Annotated in this window: 23 protein-coding genes; 10 read left to right on the top strand and 13 right to left on the bottom strand. The window is 67.5% G+C overall.

Features of this window, described 5'->3' with window-relative positions; genetic code table 11:
* Positions 1-65: 65 nt before the first annotated feature.
* The 4 genes from AC099J_RS05795 to AC099J_RS05780 form a co-directional block, all read right to left on the bottom strand.
* Positions 66-596 (bottom strand): pyridoxamine 5'-phosphate oxidase family protein, encoded by a 531-nt coding sequence (locus tag AC099J_RS05795; RefSeq protein ID WP_479614266.1) that lies wholly within the window; start codon positions 594-596, stop codon positions 66-68.
* A 265-nt stretch (positions 597-861) separates the two neighbouring features.
* On the bottom strand, positions 862-2,514 hold the full coding sequence (pgm, locus tag AC099J_RS05790) for a phosphoglucomutase (alpha-D-glucose-1,6-bisphosphate-dependent) (protein ID WP_479614265.1): 1,653 nt from the start codon (positions 2,512-2,514) through the stop codon (positions 862-864).
* Positions 2,515-2,618: 104 nt separating this feature from the next.
* Positions 2,619-4,235: an SLC13 family permease gene (locus AC099J_RS05785; protein WP_479614264.1), complete on the bottom strand. Its 1,617-nt coding sequence runs from the start codon at positions 4,233-4,235 to the stop codon at positions 2,619-2,621.
* Positions 4,236-4,395: 160 nt separating this feature from the next.
* On the bottom strand, positions 4,396-5,397 hold the full coding sequence (locus AC099J_RS05780; RefSeq protein ID WP_479614263.1) for a LacI family DNA-binding transcriptional regulator: 1,002 nt from the start codon (positions 5,395-5,397) through the stop codon (positions 4,396-4,398).
* A gap of 198 nt (positions 5,398-5,595) precedes the next feature.
* Between AC099J_RS05780 and AC099J_RS05775 the strand changes: the two genes are divergently transcribed.
* Genes AC099J_RS05775 through AC099J_RS05745 form a run of 7 tightly spaced genes read left to right on the top strand, consistent with a single transcriptional unit; the run spans position 5,596 to position 12,715 of the window.
* Positions 5,596-6,555, top strand: coding sequence for a Bug family tripartite tricarboxylate transporter substrate binding protein (locus tag AC099J_RS05775; protein ID WP_479614262.1), 960 nt, complete (start codon positions 5,596-5,598; stop codon positions 6,553-6,555).
* Positions 6,556-6,577: 22 nt separating this feature from the next.
* Positions 6,578-7,708 (top strand): L-talarate/galactarate dehydratase, encoded by a 1,131-nt coding sequence (locus AC099J_RS05770; RefSeq protein WP_479614261.1) that lies wholly within the window; start codon positions 6,578-6,580, stop codon positions 7,706-7,708.
* 40 nt (positions 7,709-7,748) lie between these two features.
* The gene (garD, locus tag AC099J_RS05765; RefSeq protein WP_479614260.1) at positions 7,749-9,329 is read left to right on the top strand and encodes a galactarate dehydratase; all 1,581 of its coding nucleotides are present in this window, start codon (positions 7,749-7,751) and stop codon (positions 9,327-9,329) included.
* A 43-nt stretch (positions 9,330-9,372) separates the two neighbouring features.
* Positions 9,373-10,257: a 2-hydroxy-3-oxopropionate reductase gene (locus AC099J_RS05760; RefSeq protein ID WP_479614259.1), complete on the top strand. Its 885-nt coding sequence runs from the start codon at positions 9,373-9,375 to the stop codon at positions 10,255-10,257.
* Positions 10,258-10,300: 43 nt separating this feature from the next.
* Positions 10,301-11,089 carry an HpcH/HpaI aldolase family protein gene (locus AC099J_RS05755; protein WP_479614258.1) on the top strand — a complete coding sequence of 263 codons (789 nt, stop codon included), beginning with the start codon at positions 10,301-10,303 and terminating at the stop codon, positions 11,087-11,089.
* 26 nt (positions 11,090-11,115) lie between these two features.
* Positions 11,116-12,222, top strand: a complete 1,107-nt coding sequence (locus AC099J_RS05750) for an SMP-30/gluconolactonase/LRE family protein (RefSeq protein WP_479614257.1) — start codon at positions 11,116-11,118, stop codon at positions 12,220-12,222.
* Positions 12,223-12,274: 52 nt separating this feature from the next.
* Positions 12,275-12,715: a BLUF domain-containing protein gene (locus tag AC099J_RS05745; protein WP_479614256.1), complete on the top strand. Its 441-nt coding sequence runs from the start codon at positions 12,275-12,277 to the stop codon at positions 12,713-12,715.
* 73 nt (positions 12,716-12,788) lie between these two features.
* Here the strand turns inward: AC099J_RS05745 and AC099J_RS05740 are convergent, their stop codons facing one another.
* The 7 genes from AC099J_RS05740 to badH form a co-directional block, all read right to left on the bottom strand.
* A complete protein-coding gene (locus tag AC099J_RS05740) occupies positions 12,789-13,157 on the bottom strand; it encodes a type II toxin-antitoxin system HicB family antitoxin (protein WP_479614255.1) in 369 nt (122 codons plus the stop codon).
* Positions 13,154-13,408 (bottom strand): type II toxin-antitoxin system HicA family toxin, encoded by a 255-nt coding sequence (locus AC099J_RS05735; RefSeq protein WP_479614254.1) that lies wholly within the window; start codon positions 13,406-13,408, stop codon positions 13,154-13,156. Before AC099J_RS05735 ends, AC099J_RS05740 begins: the two co-directional genes overlap by 4 nt.
* Before the next feature lie 114 nt (positions 13,409-13,522).
* Complete coding sequence (locus AC099J_RS05730) at positions 13,523-14,500, bottom strand: Bug family tripartite tricarboxylate transporter substrate binding protein (RefSeq protein ID WP_479614253.1); 978 nt, start codon at positions 14,498-14,500, stop codon at positions 13,523-13,525.
* A 47-nt stretch (positions 14,501-14,547) separates the two neighbouring features.
* Positions 14,548-16,203 (bottom strand): cyclohexanecarboxylate-CoA ligase, encoded by a 1,656-nt coding sequence (aliA, locus tag AC099J_RS05725; protein WP_479614252.1) that lies wholly within the window; start codon positions 16,201-16,203, stop codon positions 14,548-14,550.
* 25 nt (positions 16,204-16,228) lie between these two features.
* Entirely contained in the window at positions 16,229-17,380 is a 1,152-nt protein-coding gene (gene aliB, locus AC099J_RS05720; RefSeq protein WP_479614251.1) for a cyclohexanecarboxyl-CoA dehydrogenase, read from the bottom strand.
* 33 nt (positions 17,381-17,413) lie between these two features.
* Complete coding sequence (badI, locus tag AC099J_RS05715) at positions 17,414-18,196, bottom strand: 2-ketocyclohexanecarboxyl-CoA hydrolase (protein WP_479614250.1); 783 nt, start codon at positions 18,194-18,196, stop codon at positions 17,414-17,416.
* A 44-nt stretch (positions 18,197-18,240) separates the two neighbouring features.
* Entirely contained in the window at positions 18,241-19,008 is a 768-nt protein-coding gene (badH, locus tag AC099J_RS05710; RefSeq protein ID WP_479614249.1) for a 2-hydroxycyclohexanecarboxyl-CoA dehydrogenase, read from the bottom strand.
* Between badH and AC099J_RS05705 the strand changes: the two genes are divergently transcribed.
* Entirely contained in the window at positions 19,007-19,186 is a 180-nt protein-coding gene (locus AC099J_RS05705) for a hypothetical protein (protein WP_479614248.1), read from the top strand. The genes badH and AC099J_RS05705 overlap by 2 nt on opposite strands.
* A 156-nt stretch (positions 19,187-19,342) precedes the next feature.
* Positions 19,343-20,143, top strand: a complete 801-nt coding sequence (locus AC099J_RS05700; protein WP_479614247.1) for a DUF3047 domain-containing protein — start codon at positions 19,343-19,345, stop codon at positions 20,141-20,143.
* Between the two features lie 60 nt (positions 20,144-20,203).
* On the opposite strand, the gene AC099J_RS05695 is transcribed toward AC099J_RS05700, so the two are convergent.
* A complete protein-coding gene (locus AC099J_RS05695; protein WP_479614246.1) occupies positions 20,204-20,809 on the bottom strand; it encodes a CDP-alcohol phosphatidyltransferase family protein in 606 nt (201 codons plus the stop codon).
* A gap of 722 nt (positions 20,810-21,531) precedes the next feature.
* On the opposite strand from AC099J_RS05695, the gene AC099J_RS05690 reads away from it, so the two are divergent.
* A complete protein-coding gene (locus AC099J_RS05690; protein ID WP_479614245.1) occupies positions 21,532-24,330 on the top strand; it encodes a bifunctional diguanylate cyclase/phosphodiesterase in 2,799 nt (932 codons plus the stop codon).
* Here the strand turns inward: AC099J_RS05690 and AC099J_RS05685 are convergent.
* Positions 24,246-24,785: a transposase gene (locus tag AC099J_RS05685; RefSeq protein ID WP_479614244.1), complete on the bottom strand. Its 540-nt coding sequence runs from the start codon at positions 24,783-24,785 to the stop codon at positions 24,246-24,248. The two genes, AC099J_RS05690 and AC099J_RS05685, sit on opposite strands and share 85 nt — an antisense overlap.
* Positions 24,786-24,875: the final 90 nt, after the last annotated feature.

Below are 24,875 nucleotides of genomic sequence, written 5' to 3'. Positions count from 1 at the left end.
GCAGGTCGCCTGGGATGGCCAGAGCACCATGACCCACCGCGCTAACCTGCCCCGACAGCGGGCGGTCAGTGCGGCGTGTCGGAGTGCATGCGCACCTCGCCGCTTTCACCCATGCCGGTGGGGGGCTTGCCCGTCACCGCCGCCTTGGCGATCTTGAACAACTGCAACAGCTTGTTTTCCTTGACATCCCAGTAGTGGGCGTGGGTGATCGTCACCTCGATCAAGGCCACATCGGGGTCGTCCACGCCGCCGGGAAACCACGCTTCCGTCATCTTGTTCCACAGCTCACGCGCCTTGGCTTTGTCCTGGCTGACGACGGCCGTGCCGGAGACCGAGACATAGCTGTCCGCGCCCGGGTCGGCGTAGCTCACGTTGACGGTCGGCTCGGCGCTCAGGTCTTCCACGGAATCGCCCTTGCGCGACATGAAGAACCACAGCTTGTCGTCCTCGTCCATGCGCTTGTTCTGCGTCGTCATCGGGCGGGCGTGCAGGTGGCCGTTGGAAGGGTGACGCGTCGTGAACATTGCAAAGCGGATGTCTTTGATCAAGTCCCACAGTTGCTCGCGCGATTGCGTGGGTGTGTTGGCTTCGCTCATGGTGTCTTCCTTTCGAGTGGATGGCGCTGCACGGACTGGTGCAGGCGCGTGCCACGATTGAAGACCCCTGGCGCGCCAGCTTCCATCGGTCCGGGCGCCGCACCCCTGTAGGGCGCGGCCTGCCCCATTGGCGCACGCACGGGTAGCCGAGGTGTGGCTCCACTTTTTCTGCGCTGAGCGTGCGTCTCAGCGGGCCGTTGAGGTTCGCTGCGAAGCGCTTCGGCCGCGCCTGCGGTGCGCGTCTTGCCCGGCCCCCAGGCGTGGATCAGGCGCCTGCGATGGCGCCGTCCACCACGGCCTGGGCCTCGGCAAAGATGCGCTGCAGGTGCGCATCGCCGCGCGTGCTCTCGGCGTAGATCTTGTAGACGTTCTCGGTGCCCGAAGGCCGCGCCGCGAACCAGCCGCCAGCGGTGCTGACCTTGATGCCGCCGATGGCCGCGCCGTTGCCCGGTGCGTTGCTCAGCACCTGGGTGATGGGGTCGCCGGCCAGCTCGGTCGAGCTGATCTGCGCCGGCGTCAGCTTGCCCAGCAGCTTCTTCTGCGCGGGCGTGGCGGGCGCGTCCTTGCGGCTGAACACCGGGTTGCCGAAATCGGCGGCCAGTGCGGCGTAGAGCGCGCCCGGGTCGCGGCCCTCGCGCGCCGTGATCTCGGCCGACAGTAGCGCGGCGGTGATGCCGTCCTTGTCGGTCGTCCACACCGTGCCGTCGCGCCGCAGAAAGCTGGCGCCCGCGCTCTCTTCGCCGCCGAACCCGAGCGAGCCGTCGAACAGGCCATCGGCAAACCACTTGAACCCCACCGGCACCTCGTGCAGACGCCGGCCCAGCCGTGCAGCCACACCGTCGATCACGCTGGTGCTGACCACCGTCTTGCCGACGGCGGCGCTCGGGCTCCACTGCGGGCGGTTGCGGAACAGGTAGTCGATGCACACCGCCAGGTAGTGGTTGGGCGGCAGCAGGCCGGTGCCCGGCGTCACGATGCCGTGGCGGTCGTGGTCGGTGTCGCAGGCGAAGGCCACGTCGAAACGGTCCTTCATCTTCAGCAACCCCTGCATGGCGTGCGGCGAGGAAGGGTCCATGCGGATCTGGCCATCCCAGTCCAGCGTCATGAACGCAAAGCGCGGGTCCACCGTCTCGCTGACCACCGTCAGGTTGATCTTGTAACGTTCTGCAATCGCGGCCCAGTAATGCACGCCGGCGCCGCCGAGCGGGTCCACACCCAGGCGCAGACCCGAGCCGCGGATCAAGTCCAGATCGATCGCGCTGGCGAGGTCGGCCACGTAGGTGTTCAGAAAATCATGGCGGTGCGTGGTCGAGGCCGCCAGTGCCTGCGCCAGCGGCACGGTGCGCACGCCGGACAGGCCGGCCTGCAGATACTGGTTGGCTGCCGCCTCGATCGGGCCGGTGATCTCGCCGCCGGCTGGGCCGCCGTTGGTCGGGTTGTACTTGAAGCCGCCATCCTTCGGCGGGTTGTGCGAGGGGGTCACCAAAATGCCATCGGCCAGGCCGGATGTGCGGCCCTTGTTGTAGCCCAGGATGGCGTGCGAGACGGCCGGCGTGGGCGTGAACTCATCACCTGCAGACAGTTGCACTTCGACACCATTGGCGGCCAGCACCTGCATGGCGCTGGCCACAGCCGGCTCGGACAGCGCATGCGTGTCCGCCCCCAGGAACAATGGCCCGCTGATGCCCTGCGCCTGGCGGTAGTCGCAGATGGCCTGCGTGATCGCCAGCACATGCCAGTCGTTGAACGAGCGGTCCAGCGCCGAGCCACGGTGGCCCGAGGTGCCGAAGGCCACGCGCTGCGCAGCCACGCCCGGGTCGGGCCGCAGGTCGGCATAGGCGCCGCGCACGGCGGCCAGATCGATGAGGATGTCGCTGGGGGCCGTCTGGCCGGCCAGGGGGTGAAGATGAGCGCTCATGTGAGTCCTTTGTTGTCGCCCGAAAGCATAGCGGAGGCGGCCCCGCCGGGCGACCCCGCAGGGCCCACCAGCCACACCGAATCTGCGATGCCGCAGCCCAACGTTCAGCGGATCACCAAGCCCAGCGCCCAGGGACCGAGCATCACGGTGAACATTGTGATCAGCACGACGCCCACGAGATTGAGCACCAGCCCGCCGCGCGCCATCTCGCCGATGCTGACGGCGCCGGTGCCGAACACGATGGCGTTCGGCGGTGTGCCGACCGGCAACATGAAGGCACAGGTCGCGGCCAGGGCGGCCGGGATCAGCAGCGTCATCGGGTCCGTGCCGATGCCGACGGCCACACCGCCCAGGATCGGAATGAAGGTGGCGGCCGTGGCCGTGTTGCTGGTGATCTCGGTGAGGAACAGCACGATCAGCGTCACGGCTGCGATCAACGCCACGATCGGCAACACGCCCAGGCCGATGACCTGCTGGCCGAACCACTTGTCCAGGCCGCTGGCCGCCACCGAGGCCGCCAGCGACAAGCCGCCACCGAACAGCAGCAGCACGCCCCAGGGCAGGCCTTCCTCGGCGTCCTTCCAGTTCAGCACGGCGCCGCCGGGCTGCGAGCCGGGCAGCAGGAACAGCAGCAGGCCGGCGGCCAGCGCGACCACCGTGTCGTTGAACAGGCGCAGCCATGGCCATTGCGTGCCCAGATCGCCAAGGCTGATGAGCAGGCTGGGCACGATCCAGCAGAACGCCGCCAGCATGAACACCAGGCGCACGCTTTTCTCACCGCGGCTCAGGCTGCCCAGCTCGGCGATTTCGGCCTCGATCATCTGTTTGCCGCCGGGCACCTCGTCGAGGTCGAAGCGAAACATCACGCGGGTGATCAGCAGCCAGGCCAGCGCGATGAAGCACACCACGATCGGCACTCCGAGCATCATCCACTGCGCAAATCCCACGTCCTTGCCGAGCTCCTTGCTGATGTACCCGGCGACGATGGCGTTGGGCGGGCTGCCTAGCAGCGTGCCGAGGCCACCGATCGACGCCGACCAGGCGATGGCCAGCACCAGGCCCACGCCGAAGGTGCGCACGTCCTTGTCCTTGATCAGGTCGCTGACCTTGCGCCCCGCTGCCAGGCCGGCCCGCACATCGGGCGCGCCATGGGCGGCCCGGTTGCTGTTCTCGGCCACCAGCGCCAGGATGCTCAGGGCGATCGGCAGCATCATCAAGGTGGTGGCGGTGTTGGACACCCACATCGACAGGAAGGCGGTGGAAATCATCATGCCCAGAATGATCTGGCGCGGATGCGTGCCCACAGCGCGCAGGGTCGCCAGGGCGATGCGCCGATGCAGGTTGACCTTCTGCATGGCGATGGCGATCAGGAAGCCACCAAGGAACAGGAAGACGATGGGGTTCGCATACGGCGCCGTGGCCTGCGCCACCGTGCGGTCCGTCATCAGCGGGAACAGGATGATCGGCAGCAGCGCCGTGACCGACAGCGGGATCGCCTCGGTCATCCACCACAGGGCCATGAGCGTGGCCACGGCCGCGACGACGCGCCCATCGACGGACAGATCCGATTGACCCAGCAGCAGGAACACCGCGCCCGCCACGGCCAGCCCCACCGCCCGCAGCATCCAGACACGACCGGTCGACCGTACGGGCGGCCGGTCTTCGGGCCCCTGGTCGAACTCACCTTGCTCGCGGACGATGCCAGAGGATGTTGTGGTCATGGATTGGCTCCTCGTTGTGCGGGTCAGTTGCGCAGATAGCGCGCTTTCAGCCCAGGGTTTTTCTGCAAACTGTGCGCAAGCATGCAACCCGCACCATATCTGAACAATCGGTGCTAGCGCGATTGCGCGCAGCACGAACGTGGCTATAGGCTGTCGGCGCTCAGGCCGTCGACCCCCGCTCCACGATCCTGAACCCCACGTCGACAACCGGCTGCGCCACCTCCTCCCCCCGGCACCGTGCCAGCACCATCTGTGCGGCCAGTCGCCCGATCGCCGGCCCGTCGATCAGCACCGTACTGAGCGATGGCAGCACATGCGCCGCGAAGTCCGCATTGCCGAAGCCGCAGACCGCCAGATCCTGCGGCACGCGCAGGCCACGCGCCTGGGCCTCGACCAGCACACCCTGCGCCAGCTGGTCCGAACTGCAGGCCACAGCCCGCAGGCGCGGCGTTTGCGCCAGCAATTCGGCCAACGCATGGCGCCCAAGCGCCAGGCTGCTGGGCGCCTCCACCAGAACCGTCGGCACAACACTGCCAAACGCGGCCTCGAACCCGGCCTTGCGCTGCAGCGCGCGCTGGTCGCCTGCCGAGGCGATGCCCACATGCCGCCAGCCCCGTGCGCGAAACCAGGCGCCCACCGCACGGCCCACCTGGCCTTGCGAGAAGCCGACCAGCATGTCCACCGGGTCGGCCGTCATGTCCCAGGTCTCCACCACCGGAATGCCGGTGCGCCGCAGCCGTGCGCGCACCGCGGCGTCCTGCACCAGACCGACCATCACGATGCCGTCGGGCTGGCGGCTGACCATGGTGTGGAGCACCAGCTCCTCGCGCGCCAGGTCGTAGCCGGTCTGGCCCAGCAGCAGCTGGTAGCCCGCGGCCGCCAGCGTCTCGGTCAACGCCTGGACCGAGGGCAGGAACTGCGCCACGGCCAGCGCCGGCACGATGCCCGCCACCATGCGGCTGCGCTTGGACTTGAGGCTGCCGGCCAGCAGGTTGGGGATGTAGCCGGTGGCCTGCACCGCCTGCTGCACGCGCGCAATCGTTTTGGCCGAGACCACGCCGGGCCGGCTGAGCGCGCGTGACGCTGTGATCAGCGAGACCCCCGCGGCACGCGCGACGTCGTGCAGCGTGGCGGGCTTGGTCGACGTGTAGGACGTGTCCATGGGCAACGATGGGAGGCTGGGTCAATCTGCGCAGGGTCTGAACAACCCGCTTGACGCAGAAAATGACAACGATATCATTCGGTTCGTCGAAGTCGTCGTACAACAAGCATAAATCTACCCAAAAAGACGAATAGACGTCTGACATCCTCGGAGATGACGCCGTCGTCATTTCGCACCATTTACGTTCTGGAGACGCCCATGAAGAAGTTGCTGACCGCTGCCGGCCTTGCCCTGGCCACCTTTGCCGCCGCCGCCCAGGCCTGGCCCGAAAAGAACGTCACGCTGGTCGTGCCCTTCCCGCCCGGCGGCTCCACCGACCAGGTGGCCCGCGCCGTCGCCCCGCTGCTGACCGAGAAGCTCAAGCAATCCTTCCTGGTCGACAACAAGTCCGGCGCCACCGGCACCATCGGCGCCACCTTCGTCACGCGCGCCCAGGCCGATGGCTACACCTTCCTCGTCACGTCGCTGGGGCCGCTGGTCATCGTGCCGCACCTGCTGAAGACGATGCCGTATGACGCGTTGAAGGATTTCGACCACATCACCGTGGCCGTGCAGTCGCCCAACGTGCTGGTGGTGCCTGCCAACTCCCCGCACAAGACCCTGGCCGACGTGGTCGCCTTCCACAAGGCCAACCCCGGCAAGATGACGCTGGCCTCGGCCGGCAACGGCTCCAGTGACCACCTGACGGCCGAGCTGTTCTGGCAGCAGATCGGCGCCAAGGGCATCCACGTGCCCTACAAGGGCGGCGCGCCGGCCCACACCGACCTAATGGGCGGCCAGGTCGACGCCTCGTTCCAGAACGTCAACTCGGTGCTGCAGTACATCAAGGGCGGCAAGATGCGCCCGCTGGCGGTGACCAGCACGAAGCGCTCGGCCGTGCTGCCCGATGTACCCACCATGGCCGAGGCCGGCGTGCCGAACGTGGAAGTCACCTCCTGGCAGGCCATCGTCGCGCCCAAGGGCATGCCGCCGGCCGTGCGTGAGAAGGCCCATGCCGCCTTCGTCGAGGCGCTGAACAACCCCAAGGTCAAGGACCAGTTCACCGGCATCGGCTTCGAGATGGTGGCCAACACGCCGGCCGAGTTCGCCGCATTCCAGCAGAAGGAACACGCGCGTTGGAAGAAGGTCATCGAGACCGGAAAAATCTCGATTGAGTAAGCCCCACCGAGACCACGCCGCCATGCCCAGCGACAGCATCGCCCACATCCGCCTCTCGTCCTGCTACTTGCCGCTGGCCACACCGATCAGCGATGCCAAGGTGCTGACCGGCCGGCAAAAGCCGATGACCGAGATCGCGATGCTGTTCGCTGAAGTTCAGACGAAGGACGGCCACCAGGGGCTGGGGTTCAGCTACAGCAAGCGCGCGGGCGGCCCTGGCCAGTTCGCGCATGCGAAGGAGGTCGCACCGGCCCTGATCGGCGAAGACCCCAGCGACATCGCCAAGCTCTGGACCAAGCTGTGCTGGGCCGGCGCGTCGGTGGGCCGCAGCGGGCTGGCGGTGCAGGCCTATGGCGCGTTCGACGTGGCGCTGTACGACCTGAAGGCGCGGCGCGCCGGGCTGTCACTCTCCAAGCTTCTGGGCTCGCACCGCGATTCGGTGCGCTGCTACAACACCTCGGGCGGCTTTCTGCACACGCCGATCGACCAGCTCAGTGTCAACGCCGCTGCGTCCATCGAACGCGGCATCGGCGGCATCAAGCTCAAGGTCGGCCAGCCCGACGGCAAGATCGATATCCAGCGTGTGGAGGCCGTGCGCAAGCACCTGGGCGATCACGTGCCCCTGATGGTCGACGCCAATCAGCAATGGGACCGCCCCACCGCCCAACGCATGTGCCGCATCTTCGAGCAGTACAACCTGGTGTGGATCGAGGAGCCGCTGGACGCCTACGACCACGAAGGCCACGCCGCGCTGGCCGCCACCTTCGACACGCCGATTGCCACCGGCGAGATGCTGACCAGCCTGTCCGAGCACTACGACCTGATCCGCCACCGCGCGGCCGACTACCTGATGCCCGACGCGCCGCGCGTGGGCGGCATCACGCCCTTCCTCAAGATTGCCGCGCTGGCCGAGCACGCCGGCATCGCCCTGGGCCCGCACTTCGCAATGGAGTTGCATGTGCACCTGGGCGCCTGCTACGCCACCGAGCCCTGGGTCGAGCATTTCGACTGGCTGGAGCCGCTGTTCAACGAGCGCCTGGAAACGAAGAACGGCCGCATGCTGGTGCCCACGCGGCCCGGCCTGGGGCTGTCGCTCTCCGAGCAGGCCCGCAGCTGGACGCGCGAGACCGTGGAGATCGGCCAGCGCACCTGATCGCCGCCACCGCCCCACAGAACCACGAGCCGAGACCCCGATGCCTACCCAAGCCCCGCTCTACATCACCATGCACGAGGCCGACAACGTGGCCATCGTGGCAAACGACGGCGGCCTGCCGGCAGGCACCGTGTTCCCCGATGGCCTGACGCTGGTCGACAAGGTGCCGCAAGCGCACAAGGTCGCGCTGGTGGACATCCCCGAAGGCGGGGCCGTGCGCCGCTACAACGTGACCATCGGCTACGCCAACCAGCCGCTGGCGCGCGGCAGCTGGGTGCATGAACGCCTGCTGAAGATGCCGGCCGCGCGCGAGCTGGTCGGGCTGCCGATCGCCACCATCAAGCCCGAGCCGCAGCCGCCGCTGGAGGGCTACACCTTCGAGGGCTACCGCAATCTGGACGGCTCGGTCGGCACGCGCAATATCCTGGCCATCACGCAGACCGTGCAGTGCGTGGCCGGCGTCACCGATTTCGCGGTGCAGCGCATCAAGGCTGAGCTGCTGCCCAAGTACCCCCACGTGGACGACGTGGTCGCCCTGTCGCACACCTACGGCTGCGGCGTCGCCATCGACGCGCCAGGCGCCGAGATTCCGATCCGCACGCTGCGCAACATCAGCCTGAACCCGAACTTCGGCGGCGAGGTGATGGTCGTCAGCCTGGGCTGCGAGAAGCTGCAGCCCGAGCGCCTGCTGCCACCTGGTTCCATCCCCATCGTGGACGAACGCAACGTCGCCGACGTGGGCGTCAGCGCCGAGGCCAAGCTCGACGTGGTCTGCCTGCAGGACGAGGCGCACGTGGGCTTCATGTCCATGATCGACTCCGTCATGCGCCAGGCCGAGGAACATCTGGAGCGCCTGAACACACGCCGCCGCGTGACGGTGCCGGCTGCCGAGCTGGTGGTGGGCGTGCAGTGCGGCGGCAGCGACGCGTTCAGCGGCGTCACCGCCAATCCCGCCGTCGGTTTCTGCACCGACCTCCTGGTGCGCGCCGGGGCCAGCGTGATGTTCAGCGAGGTGACCGAGGTGCGCGACGGCATCGACCAGCTCACCTCCCGCGCCAGCACGCCCGAGGTGGCCGATGCCATGATCCGCGAGATGGCCTGGTACGACGCCTACCTGGACAAAGGCCGCGTCGACCGCAGTGCCAACACCACGCCGGGCAACAAGAAGGGTGGCCTCTCGAACATCGTCGAGAAGGCCATGGGCTCCATCGTCAAGAGCGGCAGCTCCCCTATCTCGGGCGTGATCGCGCCGGGCGAGAAGTTGAAGCAAAAGGGCCTGATTTACGCGGCCACCCCGGCCAGCGATTTCATCTGCGGCACGCTGCAACTGGCCGCCGGCATGAACCTGCACGTCTTCACCACCGGCCGCGGCACGCCCTACGGCCTGGCCGAAGTGCCCGTCATCAAGGTGGCCACGCGCGACGACCTGGCGCGCCGCTGGCACGACCTGATGGACATCAACGCCGGCACCATTGCCACCGGCGAGAAGACCATTGCCGACGTCGGCTGGGAGATGTTCCAGCTGATGCTGGACGTGGCCAGCGGCCGCAAGAAAACCTGGGCCGAGCAGTGGAAGCTGCACAACGCCCTGGTGCTGTTCAACCCGGCACCCGTGACCTGACACGGTTCAAGCCAACCCTCATCCCACACACAAGGAGCAACACATGAAGATCGGATTCATCGGCCTGGGCATCATGGGCGCGCCCATGGCCCTGCACCTCGTCAACGCCGGCCACGAGGTCACCTATGTCAAGCGCGGCAAGACCAACGCAGAGATCGCTGCCAGCAGCGCCACGGGCGTCGCTACGGCCAAGGAAGTCGCGCAAGCGGCAGACGTCATCATCCTCATGCTGCCCGACACGCCCGACGTGCAGGCCGTGCTGTTCGGCGAAGCCGGCGTGGCCGAGGGCTTGTCAAAAGGCAAGACCGTCATCGACATGAGCAGCATCTCGCCCATCGAGACCAAGGCCTTCGCCGAGAAGATCGCGGCGCTGGGTTGTGACTACCTGGATGCGCCCGTCAGCGGTGGCGAGGTGGGCGCCAAGGCTGCCAGCCTGACCATCATGGTCGGCGGCACCGAGGAAGCCTTCGCCAAGGCCAAGCCGCTGTTCGAGAAGATGGGCAAGAACATCACGCACGTGGGCGGTGTGGGCGACGGCCAGACCACCAAGGTGGCCAACCAGATCATCGTGGCGCTGAACATTGCCGCCGTCGGCGAAGCCCTGCTGTTCGCCAGCAAGGCCGGTGCCGACCCGGCCAAGGTGCGTCAGGCGTTGATGGGTGGCTTCGCGGCCAGCCGCATCCTCGAAGTGCATGGCGAGCGCATGATCAAGCGCACCTTCAACCCCGGCTTTCGCATCGCTCTGCACCAGAAGGATCTGAACCTGGCGCTGGCCGGCGCCAAGTCCATGGGCGTGGCCCTGCCGCAGACGGCGAGTGCTGCGCAATTGATGCAGGCCTGCGCCGCACAGGGTTGGGACCAGCTCGACCATTCGGCACTCGTCAAATCGCTGGAGCTGATGGCCAACCACCAAGTTGCGCCGGACTGAGCGCGCGGCCCACGCCCACCCCGTACAACAACAGGAGCACACCATGAGAGACAACCGACTGCGCACTTTGTGGAAGTCTGGCGGCGCCGCCGTCAACGGCTGGCTGGCCATTCCGAACAGCTTCTCGGCCGAGACCATGGCCCAGCAGGGCTGGGATTCGCTGACCATCGACCTGCAGCACGGCGTGGTCGACTACCAGGCCATGGTGACGATGCTGCAGGCCATCTCCACCACGGAGACGGTGCCCGTGGTGCGCGTGCCCTGGCTGGAGCCCGGCATCCTGATGAAGACGCTGGATGCCGGCGCCTCGGCCGTCATCTGCCCGATGGTCAACACGCGCGAGGACGCGCAAAAGCTCATCGCCTGGACCAGCTATGCACCGCGCGGCACGCGCAGCTTCGGCCCGGTGCGCGCGCTGCTCATCCACGGCGCCACCTACCCGGAGCAAGCCAACGACCACATCGTGCGCTTCGCCATGATCGAGACCGCGCAGGCGCTGGACAACCTGGACGACATCCTCTCCGTCGAAGGGCTGGACGCGATCTACATCGGCCCGTCGGACCTGTCGCTGTCGCTGGGCTGCCGCCCGGTGTTCGACGATGTGGACCCGAAGGCGCAGCAGGCCATCGACCACATCCTCGCGCGCGCCAAGGCGCACGGCGTGGTGGCCGGCATCCACAACGGCAACGCGCAGGGCGCACTGGCACGCATCGCCCAGGGCTTCCAGTTCATGACGGTCAGCTCCGACGCGCGGCTGATGGCCGCTGGCGCGCAGCAGATCGTGGCCGCCATGCGGGCCAAACCATCGGCTGCGCCGGCCAGCGGCTACTGACCGAACAACAAAGAGGAGACAAGCCCATGCAGCATGCAACGCAGCGCGACCGCCGCCACTTCCTGAAAGCCGCCGCCGGCACGGCCCTGACCACCGCCGCCACCCTGGCCGGCGCGCAGTCCTTCGATTTCAAGCCGGCCCAGCGCTACCCCGACCCGTCGGTCTACATCCTGGACCCGAGCTTTGCCAGGTACCGCATCTACAGCAGCACCATCGAGCAGGTGGGCACCGGCATGCGCTGGGCCGAGGGGCCGGCGTACTTCCCCGAGACCGGCACGCTGATCGTCTCGGACATCCCGAACAACCGGCTCATGAAGTTCGAGGAGAAGACCGGCAAGTTCTCGGTGCACAAAGAAGGCGTGAACTGGGCCAACGGCAACACGCGCGACCGCCAGGGCAGACTGCTCACCTGCGAGCATTCCGTCACCCGCCGCGTGGTGCGCACCGAGAAGGATGGCAGCATGACCGTGCTGGCCGACAGCTTCGAGGGCAAGCGGTTGAATGCGCCGAACGACATCGTCGTCAAGTCGGACGACAGCATCTGGTTCACCGACCCGCTGTTCGGCATCAACGGCGAATGGGAAGGCGCGCGCGCCAAGCCCGAGCAGGCCACCACGAACGTCTACCGCATCGGCAAGGACGGCAAGGTCACGGCGGTGGTCACCGACATCTTCAACCCGAACGGCCTGGCGTTTTCGCCGGACGAGAAGAAGCTCTACGTCGTCGAGTGGAAGGGCACGCCGAACCGCAGCATGTGGAGCTTCGACGTCTCCAGCGACGGCACCACGCTCTCGAACAAGACCAAGCTGATCGACGCCGACGGCCCGGGCGCGTTCGACGGCTTTCGCGTGGACCGCGACGGCAACCTGTGGTGCGGCTGGGGCTTTTCCGGCGCCTTCGCCCCGCAGGCCACCGACATCGGCGGCGGCATGAAGGCGCACCTGCCGATCGCCAGATCGGACGAGATGGATGGCGTGAAGGTCTTCAACAAGGACGGCAAGCCCATCGGCTTCATCCGCCTGCCCGAGCGCTGCGCCAACCTGGAGTTCGGCGGCCCCAAGCGCAACCGGCTGTACATGGCGAGCTGCCATTCGCTGTACGCGCTGTACGTGGAGGCGCACGGGGCGGTATGAGGCCTTGGGGCCGCTGCACAATCGTGTGCCGGTCCCCACCACGAGGTCGTCCATGTCCGCCCTGAAAGCCGTCGCTTACCTCAGCACTTCCGCCACGCTGCTCTCTGAACCCGAACTGGAGGCCTTGCTGCTGCAGGCCCGCGCGTTCAATCGCAGCGTCGGCGTCACGGGCGTGCTGCTGCACCACGACGGCAGCTTCTTCCAGTACTTCGAAGGGCCGGACGACCCCGTGGCGCAGGTCTATGCCCGCATCCGCCGATCCAGATGCCACCACACAATCTTCGAGCTGTACCGCGGGCCGATCGCGCAGTGCGTCTTCGCCAACTGGCAGATGGGTTTCGCCCAGACTCCGCGGTCGGCGATCCTCAAGCTCTCGCAGGCCGAGTGGAAGGCGACCGCAGCGGCCATCGATGGCACTGAGCAGCCTTCGGAAGGTCTGGAGCTGCTGACCGACTACTGGAAAACGACGGCGCCCTGGGGCAGCATGCACTGAGCGCGGCACGTGCTACGTGTGCAGGCGCATGGGGCGGCGTGGGAACGCGGACCAGAGCCGCGATCAATAAGCGTCAGGCCACGCTGCGCGCCGTCACCCGTGCGGCTGGCTTGCGCGCCGCCTTGCCCAGCGCCTGCTCGGCCCACTTGTTCAGGCTGGTGCCACTTCTCGCAGCAGCCTTGAGTGCGGCCGCATGGATCTCGGGCGCGATGCGCAGCATGACCTTGCCGCTGGCAGGCTTCTCCGGAGCCGAACCGAGTTCCTGGGACGCCGCCAGATAGTCGTCGATGGCGGCGTGGAAATGGGTCTCGAATTGGGCAACGGACTCGCCGTGGAACGAGATGATGTCGTCGATATCTTGAACGCGGCCCACGATGACCTTGTCTTCCGTGTCGAAGACCATGCTGGTCACGTACCCCTTGTAGGACATGGAATTGGTCATGGCTGCTTCCCCATTCTCTCGATGAACTCCCGCACCGCCGCAACGCGGTAACGCAGCGCTTCCTTACCGGGGTGCGGCCGGTGCAGCGTCATCTTGCGACCGTTGAACTCGAACGTGACGGAAGAGCCCGCGCCCTCAACGACCCAGCAACCCAGCGCCTTCAGCAAAGACTCGACCCGCGCCCATTCGATGTTTCCATTGATGGGGCTGGCGAAAACTTTTTCGAGCGTCTTACGGTGCGTCCCGTTCATCGGGAAATGATAGCATTTTCACGGTCGACTGCAATCATGGCGAGAGCGCCTGGGCCCACCTGGAACCGCGGCTGGATCGGCAGGCGATGGCCTGGGAACCCAGGACCAGCCCCCTCACTCCACCACGATCTTCTGCTCGCGGATCACCTTCTCCAGCAGCGCGCTTTCGTCGGCCAGCAACTTGCGGAATTCCGCCGTACCCACCTGCACCGGCTCTGCGCCCAACTCGGCGTAGCGGCTCTTCACGCTGGCCTGTGCCACCGCCTTGGCCACCGCCTCGCTCAGCCGCGTGACGATCTCCGGCGGGGTGCCCTTGGGCGCCCAGGCGCCAAACCAGATGTCCAGGTTCGCGCCTTCGAAGCCCTGCTCGCCGACCGTCGGCACATCCGGGAAGAACGGCGAGCGCTTGGCGCTGACGACGCCCAGCAGCTTGGCCTTGCCGGTGCGGATGTGCGGGAACGCGATGCCCGGGTCGCACACGAAGTCGGCCTGGCCCGACAGCACGTCCTGCAGCGCCGGGGCCGCGCCGCGATAGGGCACATGCGTAATGGCCGTGCCGGTGGCCAGCTTGAACAGCTCGCAGGCCAGATGCGGCGGCGTGCCGGTGCCGGCCGAGGCATACGACAGCGTGTTGGGCTTGGCCTTGGCCAGCGCCACGAGTTCCTTGGCGTTCTTGGCCTCCATCTGCGGCTTGGCGACCAGGTACATCTGCGTGCGGCCGATGGCGGCCACGGGCATCAGGTCGCGCGAGGGCAGGATGGTGGACTTGAACAGCCAGGGGTTGGCCGTCTCGACCGAGGTCGGCGCGATCAGAAAGGTGGTGCCATCAGGCGTGGCGCGGATGACTTCGGACGCAGCGATGTTGCCGCTGGCGCCGGGCTTGTTGTCGATGATGACGGTCTGGCCCAGCGTCTCGGTGAGTTGCTGCGCCACGATGCGCGCCATCACGTCGGTGCTGCCGCCGGGCGCGAAACCGACGACGATGCGGATCGGCTTGGTCGGCCAGGTGGTCTGGGCGTGGACCGTGCCCAGGCACAGGGTGGCAGCGGCCAGCACGATGGCGCGGCGCAGGGGTTTGAAGCTGGTTGGCATGGTGGGGTCTCTTTCGTGGGGATCGGGCGGGGTCAGGGCGGGGCCGTTCAGCCAGCCGCCAGCAGCTCGCGCAGCTTGAACTTCTGGATCTTTCCGGACGGTGTGGACGGCATCGTGTCGCGCACGATCAGGCGTTCGGGGATGTACTGGACGGCCACCTTCTGCGACTTCAGGAACTCGACCATGCTCTGCAGGTCGATGGTCTGGCCCGGCCGTGGCACGACCACCGCGCAGGCGCGCTCGCCCAGGCGCTCGTCGGGGTAGGACACGATGGCCGCATGCGCAATCGCCGGGTGGCGGTACAGCAGCGATTCGATCTCGACCACCGGGATGTTCTCGCCGCCGCGGATGATCACGTCCTTGCTGCGGCCGGTGATGCGCACGTAGCCTTGTGCGTCGATGCGCGCCAGATCGCCGGTGTCGAACCAGCCCTCGGCGTCGGTGCCGTTCAGGTGCGGGCGGCGCAGGTAGCCGCCGAAGTTGGAACACGCGCGCAGCAGCAGCTTGCCGGGCTCGCCGGCCGGCAACGCGTTGCCATCGATGTCGACCACCTTCAGCTCGACGCCCGGCAGCGGCAGGCCGTCGGTGTTGAACGAGCGCTCGTCCGCATCGTCCAGCCGCGTCAGCGTGACGGCGCCGTTCTCGGTCATGCCCCAGGCCGAGACGATCTTGGCGCCCAGCGCCGCGCGCGCCTGCTCGACCAGCGCGCCGGGAATCGGCGCACCGGCACACAGAAAGCTGCGCAGGCTGGGCACGCCCTCGCCACCCATCTCGGTGACGGTGCGGGCCAGGTCGGTCAGGAACGGGGTGGACGCCATCGTGAACGTGGCGCGCTCCTGGCGGATCAGTTCGACAGCTTTCTTCGGCTCCCACACGTCCTGCAACACGGCGCTGGCCTGCAGCCAGATCGGCATGATCAGGCCATACATGAAGCCCGTCTGATGCGCCATCGGTGAGGCCATCAGCACCACGTCGTCCGCACCCAGATGCAGCCGCTCGGCATAGGGCACGATGTTGGCGAGCACCGTGTTGGCCGAGTGCATGACGCCCTTGGGCTCGCCCGTCGTGCCCGAGGTGTAGATCAGCTGCGTGACATCGTCCGGCCCCGGCCGGTGCGCGCGCAGGATCTCGGCGGCATCCGGCGCGGCTTCCCAGGCCGGGCCGCTCAGCAGCGCTTCGAAACTGTGCGGTGCAGGTTCATTGCCCTGCAGGGCGCCGACCACCACCACGTGCTCGAGGTGCGGCAAGCTGGGGCGCAGGCCTTCGAGCATCTGCGCGAAGTCGAAGCCGCGAAAGCTCTGCGGCACGATGGCCACCTTGGCCTCGCCGTGCTGCAGCATGAAGGACAACTCGCGCTCGCGAAAAATGTGCATGAGAGGGTTCATCACCGCACCGATGCGCGAGCAGGCCAGGTAGACCAGCGTGAACTGCCACCAGTTGGGTAACTGCACGGCGACGATGTCGCCCTTCTGCACGCCCAGACGCGCCAGGCCCACGGCGATGCGGTCGGCCATGCGCGCCAGTTCGCGGTAGGTGAAGCGCGTGACGGCGCCACCTTCGACCTGTACGGCCGTCAACGCGGTCTTGTCGGGCACGGCCAGGGCGGCGGCGTCCAGCGCGTCGTTGATGGTGCGCTCGCGCCAGTGGCCCTGGGCCACCATGGCGGCGCGGCGTGGGGGGATGAGGACGGCATCGAATTCCATGGGGTGTCTCCTTGTCGTGGTGCGTTCAGGCCGGCACGGCTTTGCGGCCAGCACGGGTGCGCGCGATGATGGTTTTCATGATCTGCGCCGTGCCGTCGCCGATCTGAAAGCCCAGCACGTCACGCAGCCGCTGCTCCATCAGCCCGCGGTCGTAGCCGCCGTGGCCAAAGCTCAGCAGGCACTGGTGGATGGCGTCATAGGCCAGCTTGGGCGCCCACCACTTGCACATGGCCGCCTCCGCGCTGTGCGGCGCGCCCTTGTCCTTGAGCCACAGGGCCTGCAGGCAGAGCAGCCGCGCGGCTTCGACCTGCGTGTCGTAGTCGGCCAGCGGATGCGACACGCCCTGGAACGCCGACAGCGGCTTGCCGAAGGCTTCACGCTGGGCCACGTACTCCCAGGTCTCTTCCAGCGACACGCGGGCCACGGCCAATACCTGCAGGCCGATCAGCGCGCGCGAGAAGTCAAAGCCCTGCATCACCTGCACGAAGCCCTTGTTCTCGTCGCCCAGCCGGTGGTCCACAGGCACGCGCACGTTCTCGAAGAAGATCGAGCCGCGGCCGATGGCGCGCTGGCCATGGCAGTCGAAGCGGTTCGTCGTCACGCCCGGGGTGTCCATCGGCACCAGCAGCGCGGTGACGCCGTGCGCCTGCGATTCGACGCTGCCCGTGCGACCGAACACCACGGCCGCGTCGGCCTGGTCGGCGGCCGAGATCGAGGTCTTCTCGCCGTTCAGCACGTAGTGGTCGCCGATGCGCTCCACACGCAGCCGCAGGTTGCCGGCATCCGACCCGCCACGTGGCTCGGTCAACGCGATGGCCAGCAGCGCCTCGCCACGCGTGAGTTTCTGCAGCCACGGCTGGGCCACGGCGGGTTGACCGTGCTGCACCAGGATCTGCCCGTTCAGCGAGGCCAGCAGGTTGATGTAGGAAATGCTGAGGTCGGCCCGCGCAATCTCCTCATGGATCACGCCGGCCGCCAGCGAGCCCATGCCCAGGCCGCCGGCCGACTCGGGCAGCTCGGGCGCGATGAACCCCATCTCGCCCATCTCGCGCATCAGCGTGCGGTCCAGCACGCGGGTCTTGTCGCGCTCCAGAAAGCCGGGGGCCACGCGGCCCTGGGCAAAGCGGCGGGCGTGTTCGCCCAGGGCCAGCAGGTCGTCGTCGAGGTAGGGGTTCATGGGGATGTCTCCAGCTGCGCGTGGTGGGTTGGTTTATTTGGCGTACTTGCGGAAGTCGGGCTTGCGCCGCTCGCCCAGCGCGTTGACGCCTTCGCGCGACTCTTCGGTGTCGTAGTACAGCTTCAGCGCGTACATGCCCAGGCCCGCGATGCCGGCCTGGTGCGCCGTGTCGGCGTTGAAGCTGCGCTTGGCAATGGCGATCGCCGTGGGGCTGCGCTCGCAGATGGTCTCGGCCCACTCCTGCACGGTGGCGTCCAGCTGGTCGTGCGGCACGCAGATGTTGGCCAGGCCCATGGCCACGGCCTCGGCGCCGCTGTAGCGCTTGTTCAGGTACCAGATCTCGCGTGCCTTCTTCTCGCCGACGACGCGCGCCAGGAACGCCGTGCCGTAGCCCGGATCGACCGAGCCCATCTTGGGGCCGACCTGGCCGAAGATGGCCTTCTCGGAGCAGATGGTCAGGTCACAGATGGTGCACAGCACGTTGCCGCCGCCGATGGCGAAGCCCTGCACGCGGGCGATGACGGGCTTGGGCACGTCGCGGATGGCGGTGTGCAGCTCTTCCATCGGCAGGCCGATGGTGCCGCGCCCGTCGTAGTTGCCGTTGTGGGCCGACTGGTCGCCGCCGGTGCAGAACGCCTTTTCACCAGCGCCAGCCAGCACGATGCAGCCCACGGCGCGGTCGTAGCCGGCCTTGTTCAGCGCGCGGATGATCTCGTCGCAGGTCTGGCCGCGAAACGCGTTCATCTTCTCGGGCCGGTTGATGGTGATCCAGGCCACGCCGTTGCGCACTTCGTACAGGATGTCTTCGTATTCCATGGTGTCTCCTTGGGGGGTGTGAGGGGTTGTGTCGACGGGTCGGATCAGCCGTTCATCGTCAGGCCGCCCGAGACGCTCAGCACCTGGCCGGTGATGAAGCCCGCGTCGTCGCTGGCGAAGAACAGGATGGCGCCCGGCAGGTCGTCCGGCTGGCCGATGCGGCCCAGCGGGATGGAGCGCGTGAAGGCTTCCATCAGCTTCTCGGGGTTGCCGGCGCCTTCCTTGTAGTCGGCGAACAGGGCGGTATCCGTCGGGCCGGGGCAGACCACGTTGACGGTGATGCCGTGGCGGGCGTGCTCGCGTGCAATGGTCTTGGAGAACGCCACCAGCCCGCCCTTGCAGGCCGCGTACACCGCCTCGCCGGAGGAGCCCACGCGCGCCGCGTCGGAGGCGATGTTCACAATGCGGCCGGCCTTGCGCGCGGCCATGCCGGGCAGCACGGCGTGGTGCATGTGCAGCGCGCCGGTGAGGTTGATGGCGATGAGCTTGTCCCACTGCGCCGGCACGGTCTTGGTGAAGGGCTTGAACACGTCCCAGCCGGCGTTGTTGACCAGCACGTCGATGGGGCCGAGTGCCTCCAGCGTGGCGGCCACGGCCTGGTCGACGGTGGCGCGGTCGGTGATGTCGCAGCGGAACGCCTGGGCCTGGCCGCCGTCGGCACGGATCTGCGCGGCCACCTTGTCGGCGGCTTCCAGGTTCATGTCGAACACCGCCACCTTGGCGCCCTCTCCTGCGAAGCGGCGGCACGTGGCCCCGCCGATGCCGCCGCCGCCGCCGGTGACGATGACGGTCTTGTCTTTGAATCTCTGCATGGTCTCTCTCCTGGTTGGTTTGCTTGCCATGGTCTGTCGTTTGCGACTCTGTGGCCGTGCCGTTTACGACAACATGTTGCCTTATTATAAGGAAGCCCATCTGCAGCGCAACTCCAATTCGACTGAAATGATCATGGAAAACACCAACGAAATCCCAGAAGAACTGCGGGTGTTCTGATCAATACGGCTCCTCTTCTGGTTGGATCGATGCGCAAATATGTTTCCTAAAACCGAAAAGTGCGCCGTGGCGAGCGAGGACCCGACGACCCAGCAGTGGGCGGCAGCGGGACGTTTACGCGGTCGCAGTTCGCGCTCGAGCGGCGAAGATGCGCTGATGCACACCGACAGCACGCTGAACCGCCGCCAGACACTGGCCCGGCTGGGCCTGGCAGCGACGGGCGCCGCCACGGGCACCGCCGGCGCGCAGTCCGCGTCCCCAACTCCAGCGCCAGCACCGGCCCCCACCCTGGCCGCGCCGCAGCCGCCCCTGCTGTCCACCGCCCCGCCCGGCGATGCCCTGCCCCCAGGCTGGACGCACCAGCGCCTGCCCAAGGTAGAGCGCGCCAATGCCTACGCCATCGTGGAAGAAGCCGGCCGCCGCGTGCTGCGCGTGCGCTCGGCCGCATCGGCCTCGTCGCTGGTGTGCCGAACCGAAGCCGACCCGGCGCGCACGCCCTGGCTGCAGTGGCAGTGGAAGGTCTCGCGTGCGCTGGGCGGATCGGACGTGCGCACCAAGGGGGGCGACGACTACGCCGCGCGGCTCTACGTGTTCTTCGATCTGCCGCTGGACCGCCTGTCGCTGGGCGACCGGTTGGCCCTGCGGACGGCACGCGCGCTGTCGGGCGCCGACATCCCCGCCGCCGCGCTGTGCTACGTCTGGGGCCAGGCCCAGCCGGTGGGCAGCACGGCCTGGAACCCGTACACCGACCGGGTGCGCATGCTGGTCGTCGACAGCGGCAATGCCGAGGCCAACACCTGGCGCCCCCACGCGCGCGACCTGCGCCGCGATTGGGACGCAGCCTTCGGCGGGCCGATCCCGCAGGTCAGCGGCTTGGGCATCGGCGCCGATACCGACAACACAGGCGAGCAGGTGGAGACCTGGTTCGGCGACCTGCGCCTGGCCGCCGGCCCCTGAAGCGCCTGGCCCGCGCGGCGGTGATGGCCAGGGGTGCCGGCGCACCGGGCTGGCTGCAGATCAACCGAACGCGCGCCAGCCCCAGTAGATGCGCGTGGCCACCGTCAGCGCGCAGATGCCGCAGAACACCCAGGCCAGCAGCGCGAAATGCTGCGGCCACAGACACATGGCGATGAAGAACGCCAGCGTCTCGCCGGCCTCGGCCAGGCCACCGAGGAAGAAGAACGATTTGTCGGGGTAGGCGGTGCTAGCCATGCCGCGCTTGGCGGCGATGGCGGCGAACGCGAGAAAGCTCGACCCGGTGCCGATGAAGGCCGTCAGCAAGGCAGCCGCCGCCAGCGCGTTGCGCGCCGGGTCGGCCACGGCAAAGGCCATGGGGATGGCGGCGTAGAACAGGAAGTCCAGCGTGATGTCCAGAAAACCGCCACGGTCGGTTGGCGCCGACAGCCGCGCGACCGCGCCGTCGAGCCCATCGCAGAGCCGCGACAGCACGATGGCGACGATGGCCCACGCGTAGAGCTGGCTGGCGATCAGCAACGCGCCCACGAGGCCGATCGCAAAGCCGGTGAAGCTGAGCGCATTGGCGCTGACGCCAGCCGCCGCCAGTGCGCGCGCCAGCCGCGTGATGGCGGGGCGGATCAGGGCAGTGGCTTGGCGGTCGAACATGGTGGGGTGGGCGGGATGGCGAGCCGCACTGTAGTGGGTCGAGCGGCTGGGATGTTGGCGAGACCGCCACAGAGCGAAGAGACTTTGGGCGTGCGTCGGCTGCTGCTGGGAGTGGCGACGGGGGCCGCCGCTGGAGGGATGTGCAAGCCCTTGCGCATCAAAGTCTGAGATTGCTCGGTGGGGTACTTGTGCGGAGAGCTGTCAAGCGCAGGGCTTGGGCCACCGGGGCGTTGCACGGATGGAAATGCGCGTGTGGGAGTGGGGGCCGTGACACGGATGGACTGCCGCTGGCGGCCACAAGGGGCCGCTCATCGGCGATAGCTTGAGGGCAGCGTCTCGCGCGGCTGGGAAGAGCGCGAGAATCTCGAGCTGGCCATCGGTTGCTTCAAGGCCACCGGTAATTTGCGGTGCCCGCGGGCCCGGCCAGCCCGGGCCTGTGTGCAGTCTGCGGCGCGGGCAGATCCAGCTCCACCGGCTGCCAACCTTAGGGGCATAGGCTTTTCAAATCACCTAAACGGTGATGAATCGGAATCGTCAGGCCGCTCACAGCGCCTGGTCGCGAGCCGGCACCGGAGGCGGTGCCGGCGCCTGCTATCCTGGTTGCGCTTGTTTTTCTCGATCACTGATGTCATGGCGTAGCAGGCCGATTCGGCGACAAGGTGGCCACCCGGTGTGCCAGACTGGCAGGTCCATGAGTGTCTGTCCCGAACTCGGAGCCCCCATTGCGTCTTCCTCTCGCCTGGACCGTTCGCGGCCTGCTGTACCTGATGGCCGGTGGCGTGATTGCGCCGATGGCGATGCTGCTCAGCTACAACGTTTGGCAGCAATACGAGAACGGGCGTGCGCTGGCCCAGGCCGAGGCGCTGCGCCTGGCGCAACTGACGGCCGATACGGCGGAGACCTTCATCAAAGATGCCCGCGCCGTGCTCACCACGCTGGCGCGGCGGCCGCAGATGCTGGCCAAGGTCACCAGCCCGGGGCAGCCCTGCGACGAGATCTTCCCCACCTTCAAGGACTTCTATCCACAGCTGTCGAACATGAGCTTGTCGACACCCGAGGGCTTCCTGGTCTGCTCGTCGCTGTCCCAGCCCGGCAACCAGCCCTTGCCGGTTGCCCACATGGCCTGGTTTCAGCAGGTCTACCAGCGGCAGGACTTCGTGGTCGGCCCCATCGTCTACGGCCCCATTAACAAGAACTGGATCTCAGTACTGGCCGAACCGGTGCGTGACGGCAGCGGCAAGATGGTCGGCGCCCTGCAGACCCCGATCGACCTGCTGAAGTTCAGGCTGGTGCCCGGCGCCGAGCGGCTGCCGCCACAGATCTTCATCGTCATCGTCGACAGCCAGGGCAACGTGGTCGCTCGTTCACGCGAGGCGCAGCGCTTCGTGGGCACCAACCTGCTGGACAAGTCGGAGATCCTGCGCGTGGCGGTGAAGCAGCGCCACGGCACGGCGCAGTCGATGGGCGTGGAGCGCATTCCGCGCTTCTACGGTTTCACCCCCGTCGCCGGCACCGACTGGATTGCGCTCGTCGGCATCGATGCCGATTACGCACTGGCTGGTGTCGAGCACAGCGCGCAGGCCAGCGCGCTGGCGGCGGCGGGCATCGTCGTCTTGGTGCTGCTGCTCGCGGTGGCGCTCAGCCGCCGGATTGCCCGGCCCATCCGCGCCGTCAGCGCGGCCGCCCGGCGTGCCGGTGGCGGCGGCTTGGACGTGCGCGTGCCCACCGACGGCCCGCGCGAACTGGCCGAAGTGGCGCGCGAGTTCAACCTCATGCTCGACGCCATCGGCGACACGCAGGCACGCCTGCAACACAGCCAGGCCCGGCTCGAGCTGGCGCTGGAAGGCTCGCACATGGCGATCTGGGACCTGGAGATCGGCAGCGGTTCGGTGTACCTGTCAGAGACCTGGTCCGAGTTGCTGGGCGGGCCTCACGTGGCCACCCAGTTGTCGCTGCGCGGGTTGCTGCGCCTGATCCCGACCGCCGACCGGACACTGGTCACCGCCGCCTTCAGAAAGGTGCTGCGGCAGGGCGAGGACGACTTCCTGGCGGAACACCGCTTCAAGACCCGCACCGCCCAAACGCTCTGGGTGGCCACCCAGGGCCGTGTCAGCGAGCGCGACGCGGAAGGCCGTGCCACGCGGATGCTAGGGGTCATCGTCGATATCTCGGAACGCCACCATCGCGATGACGAGATCCACCGCCTGGCCCACTTCGACACCCTGACGTCGCTGCCCAACCGGCGCATGTTGACCCAGGAGGTGACGAAAGCGCTGGCCCGGGCGCGCCGGGCGCGCCAGTTCGGCGCGTTGATGTTCATCGACCTCGACCGCTTCAAGAGCATCAACGACGCCCGTGGCCACGCCACCGGCGACGCCTTGCTCAAGACCGTGGCCGCGCGGCTGCAGTCGCTGACGCGCGCGGGCGACACGGTCGCCCGCATGGGCGGCGACGAGTTCGTCCTGCTAGCCACTGGCCTGGCCGACAACGCCGACGACGCCGCGCGCTCGGCCCACCTTCTTGCCGAGAAGATGCGTGCGGCGCTGGAACTGCCCTACGAGATCGGCCAGCAGTTCTTCACCTCCAGCGCAAGCATCGGCGTGGCCCTGCTCGTGATGGACAACCAGACCGTCGACGACCTTCTGCGCGAGGCCGACATCGCCATGTACCGCGCCAAGAGCGCCGGGCGCAACCAGATTGGGTTCTTCCAGGCCGGCATGCAAGCCGAAGTCGAACAGCGCCTCACCGTCGAAAATGATCTGGCGCAGGCCATCGAGCGCCAGCAGATGAGCCTGCACGCGCAGTCGCAGATGGACGCAGAGGGCAGGCTGGTTGGTGCCGAGTTGTTGCTGCGTTGGCGGCACCCCGAGCAGGGCATGGTCCCGCCGCTGCACTTCATCGAGGTGGCCGAAGAGACCGGCTTGATCGTGCGCATCGGCGACTGGGTCTTGAACCAGGCCTGCCTGCTGGTGAAGGAGCTGCGCACGACCGGACACGACATCCCCCTGTCGGTGAACATCAGTCCGCGGCAGTTCCGCTTCCCCGGCTTCACCGCGCGCGTGCAGGAAGTGCTGCAGGCCCACGACGTGCCGGGCAGCAGCCTGATCTTCGAGGTCACCGAAGGCCTGTTGGTAGGCCCGGTGGACGCCACCATCATCCACATGAACGAGCTGCGCGCGGTGGGCATCCGGTTCTCGATCGACGATTTCGGCACCGGCTATTCCAGCCTGTCTTACCTCAAGCGCCTGCCGCTGTATGAGCTGAAGGTCGACAAGAGCTTTGTCGACGGCATACCGGACGATCGCAACGACACCGAGATCGTGCAGATGGTCATCTCACTGGCCAAACTGCTGAAGCTGCGCGTGGTGGCTGAAGGCGTCGAGACGCTCGAGCAGGCGAACTTCCTGGAGAGCCGCGGCTGTGAGACGATGCAGGGCTACTTCTTCAGGCGGCCCGTGCCCCTCGGCGAGTGGCTGGTCGACGTTCGTTCGGGCAGCCTGGTCAGCCTGCCTGCACCTTGAGCGAGCTTCTTTGAGCGGCCGGCGTGCCCGCCAGCAGGCTGGTGGCGGCGTAGATCGCGCCTATGGTCGGGCGAAAGGCTTTTGGGGATAAGCTTTTCCTTGCCGACTGCATCCCGGACACGGCAGAACACGCCGTGAAAGCGGATCAGGTGCAGTCTCGGCCTTAGCACCAGCGCCGTCAGCCGCTGCATGAACTCCGGCGACGACATGACCAGGTTCGTGGTGCCGTCGTGCCGGGGGGCTTGGGCTTGAGCAGGACTCGGCCCGCAGCGTTGGTCGGTACACGGCTCTTTGGTCAACTCCTGGCGCTTGATGTAGCGGCACAGTTGTTCCAGCGCCTGCCGGTCGTCGGCCCCGCAGCGCATGGCAGCGTGAAGGCTGCGGCCGTCGATGTCAGCGCACAGGGTCTGCTTGAAGTCCGTCTCCCGAGGCATTGCACCTTGCAGCGTCAGCACCTTTTGGCTGGCGCGTGAGCCGAAGGCGATCCGACCGGCGGCTTCGGGGCGGTGAGATCAGGACACCAGATGTCGGCTCGGGGCGCATAC

This window comes from Rhodoferax sp. RT4P68, from assembly GCF_056521305.1.
Note: the sequence above shows the minus strand (reverse complement) of the source record. Positions and strands in the feature narration are given on the sequence as shown.

What these genes read in the sequence shown, in the direction of transcription:
- garD (WP_479614260.1), top strand. Translation starts at nt 7,749, where the DNA reads ATGCCTACCCAAGCCCCGCTCTACATCACCATGCACGAGGCCGACAAC.
- AC099J_RS05760 (WP_479614259.1), top strand. Translation starts at nt 9,373, where the DNA reads ATGAAGATCGGATTCATCGGCCTGGGCATCATGGGCGCGCCCATGGCC.
- AC099J_RS05695 (WP_479614246.1), bottom strand. Translation starts at nt 20,809, where the DNA reads ATGTTCGACCGCCAAGCCACTGCCCTGATCCGCCCCGCCATCACGCGG.
- AC099J_RS05785 (WP_479614264.1), bottom strand. Translation starts at nt 4,235, where the DNA reads ATGACCACAACATCCTCTGGCATCGTCCGCGAGCAAGGTGAGTTCGAC.
- AC099J_RS05735 (WP_479614254.1), bottom strand. Translation starts at nt 13,408, where the DNA reads ATGAACGGGACGCACCGTAAGACGCTCGAAAAAGTTTTCGCCAGCCCC.
- AC099J_RS05770 (WP_479614261.1), top strand. Translation starts at nt 6,578, where the DNA reads ATGCCCAGCGACAGCATCGCCCACATCCGCCTCTCGTCCTGCTACTTG.
- AC099J_RS05705 (WP_479614248.1), top strand. Translation starts at nt 19,007, where the DNA reads ATGGTCTCTCTCCTGGTTGGTTTGCTTGCCATGGTCTGTCGTTTGCGA.
- aliA (WP_479614252.1), bottom strand. Translation starts at nt 16,203, where the DNA reads ATGGAATTCGATGCCGTCCTCATCCCCCCACGCCGCGCCGCCATGGTG.
- AC099J_RS05780 (WP_479614263.1), bottom strand. Translation starts at nt 5,397, where the DNA reads ATGGACACGTCCTACACGTCGACCAAGCCCGCCACGCTGCACGACGTC.
- AC099J_RS05795 (WP_479614266.1), bottom strand. Translation starts at nt 596, where the DNA reads ATGAGCGAAGCCAACACACCCACGCAATCGCGCGAGCAACTGTGGGAC.
- aliB (WP_479614251.1), bottom strand. Translation starts at nt 17,380, where the DNA reads ATGAACCCCTACCTCGACGACGACCTGCTGGCCCTGGGCGAACACGCC.
- AC099J_RS05750 (WP_479614257.1), top strand. Translation starts at nt 11,116, where the DNA reads ATGCAGCATGCAACGCAGCGCGACCGCCGCCACTTCCTGAAAGCCGCC.
- badI (WP_479614250.1), bottom strand. Translation starts at nt 18,196, where the DNA reads ATGGAATACGAAGACATCCTGTACGAAGTGCGCAACGGCGTGGCCTGG.
- badH (WP_479614249.1), bottom strand. Translation starts at nt 19,008, where the DNA reads ATGCAGAGATTCAAAGACAAGACCGTCATCGTCACCGGCGGCGGCGGC.
- AC099J_RS05745 (WP_479614256.1), top strand. Translation starts at nt 12,275, where the DNA reads ATGTCCGCCCTGAAAGCCGTCGCTTACCTCAGCACTTCCGCCACGCTG.
- pgm (WP_479614265.1), bottom strand. Translation starts at nt 2,514, where the DNA reads ATGAGCGCTCATCTTCACCCCCTGGCCGGCCAGACGGCCCCCAGCGAC.
- AC099J_RS05775 (WP_479614262.1), top strand. Translation starts at nt 5,596, where the DNA reads ATGAAGAAGTTGCTGACCGCTGCCGGCCTTGCCCTGGCCACCTTTGCC.
- AC099J_RS05700 (WP_479614247.1), top strand. Translation starts at nt 19,343, where the DNA reads ATGCACACCGACAGCACGCTGAACCGCCGCCAGACACTGGCCCGGCTG.
- AC099J_RS05755 (WP_479614258.1), top strand. Translation starts at nt 10,301, where the DNA reads ATGAGAGACAACCGACTGCGCACTTTGTGGAAGTCTGGCGGCGCCGCC.
- AC099J_RS05740 (WP_479614255.1), bottom strand. Translation starts at nt 13,157, where the DNA reads ATGACCAATTCCATGTCCTACAAGGGGTACGTGACCAGCATGGTCTTC.
- AC099J_RS05730 (WP_479614253.1), bottom strand. Translation starts at nt 14,500, where the DNA reads ATGCCAACCAGCTTCAAACCCCTGCGCCGCGCCATCGTGCTGGCCGCT.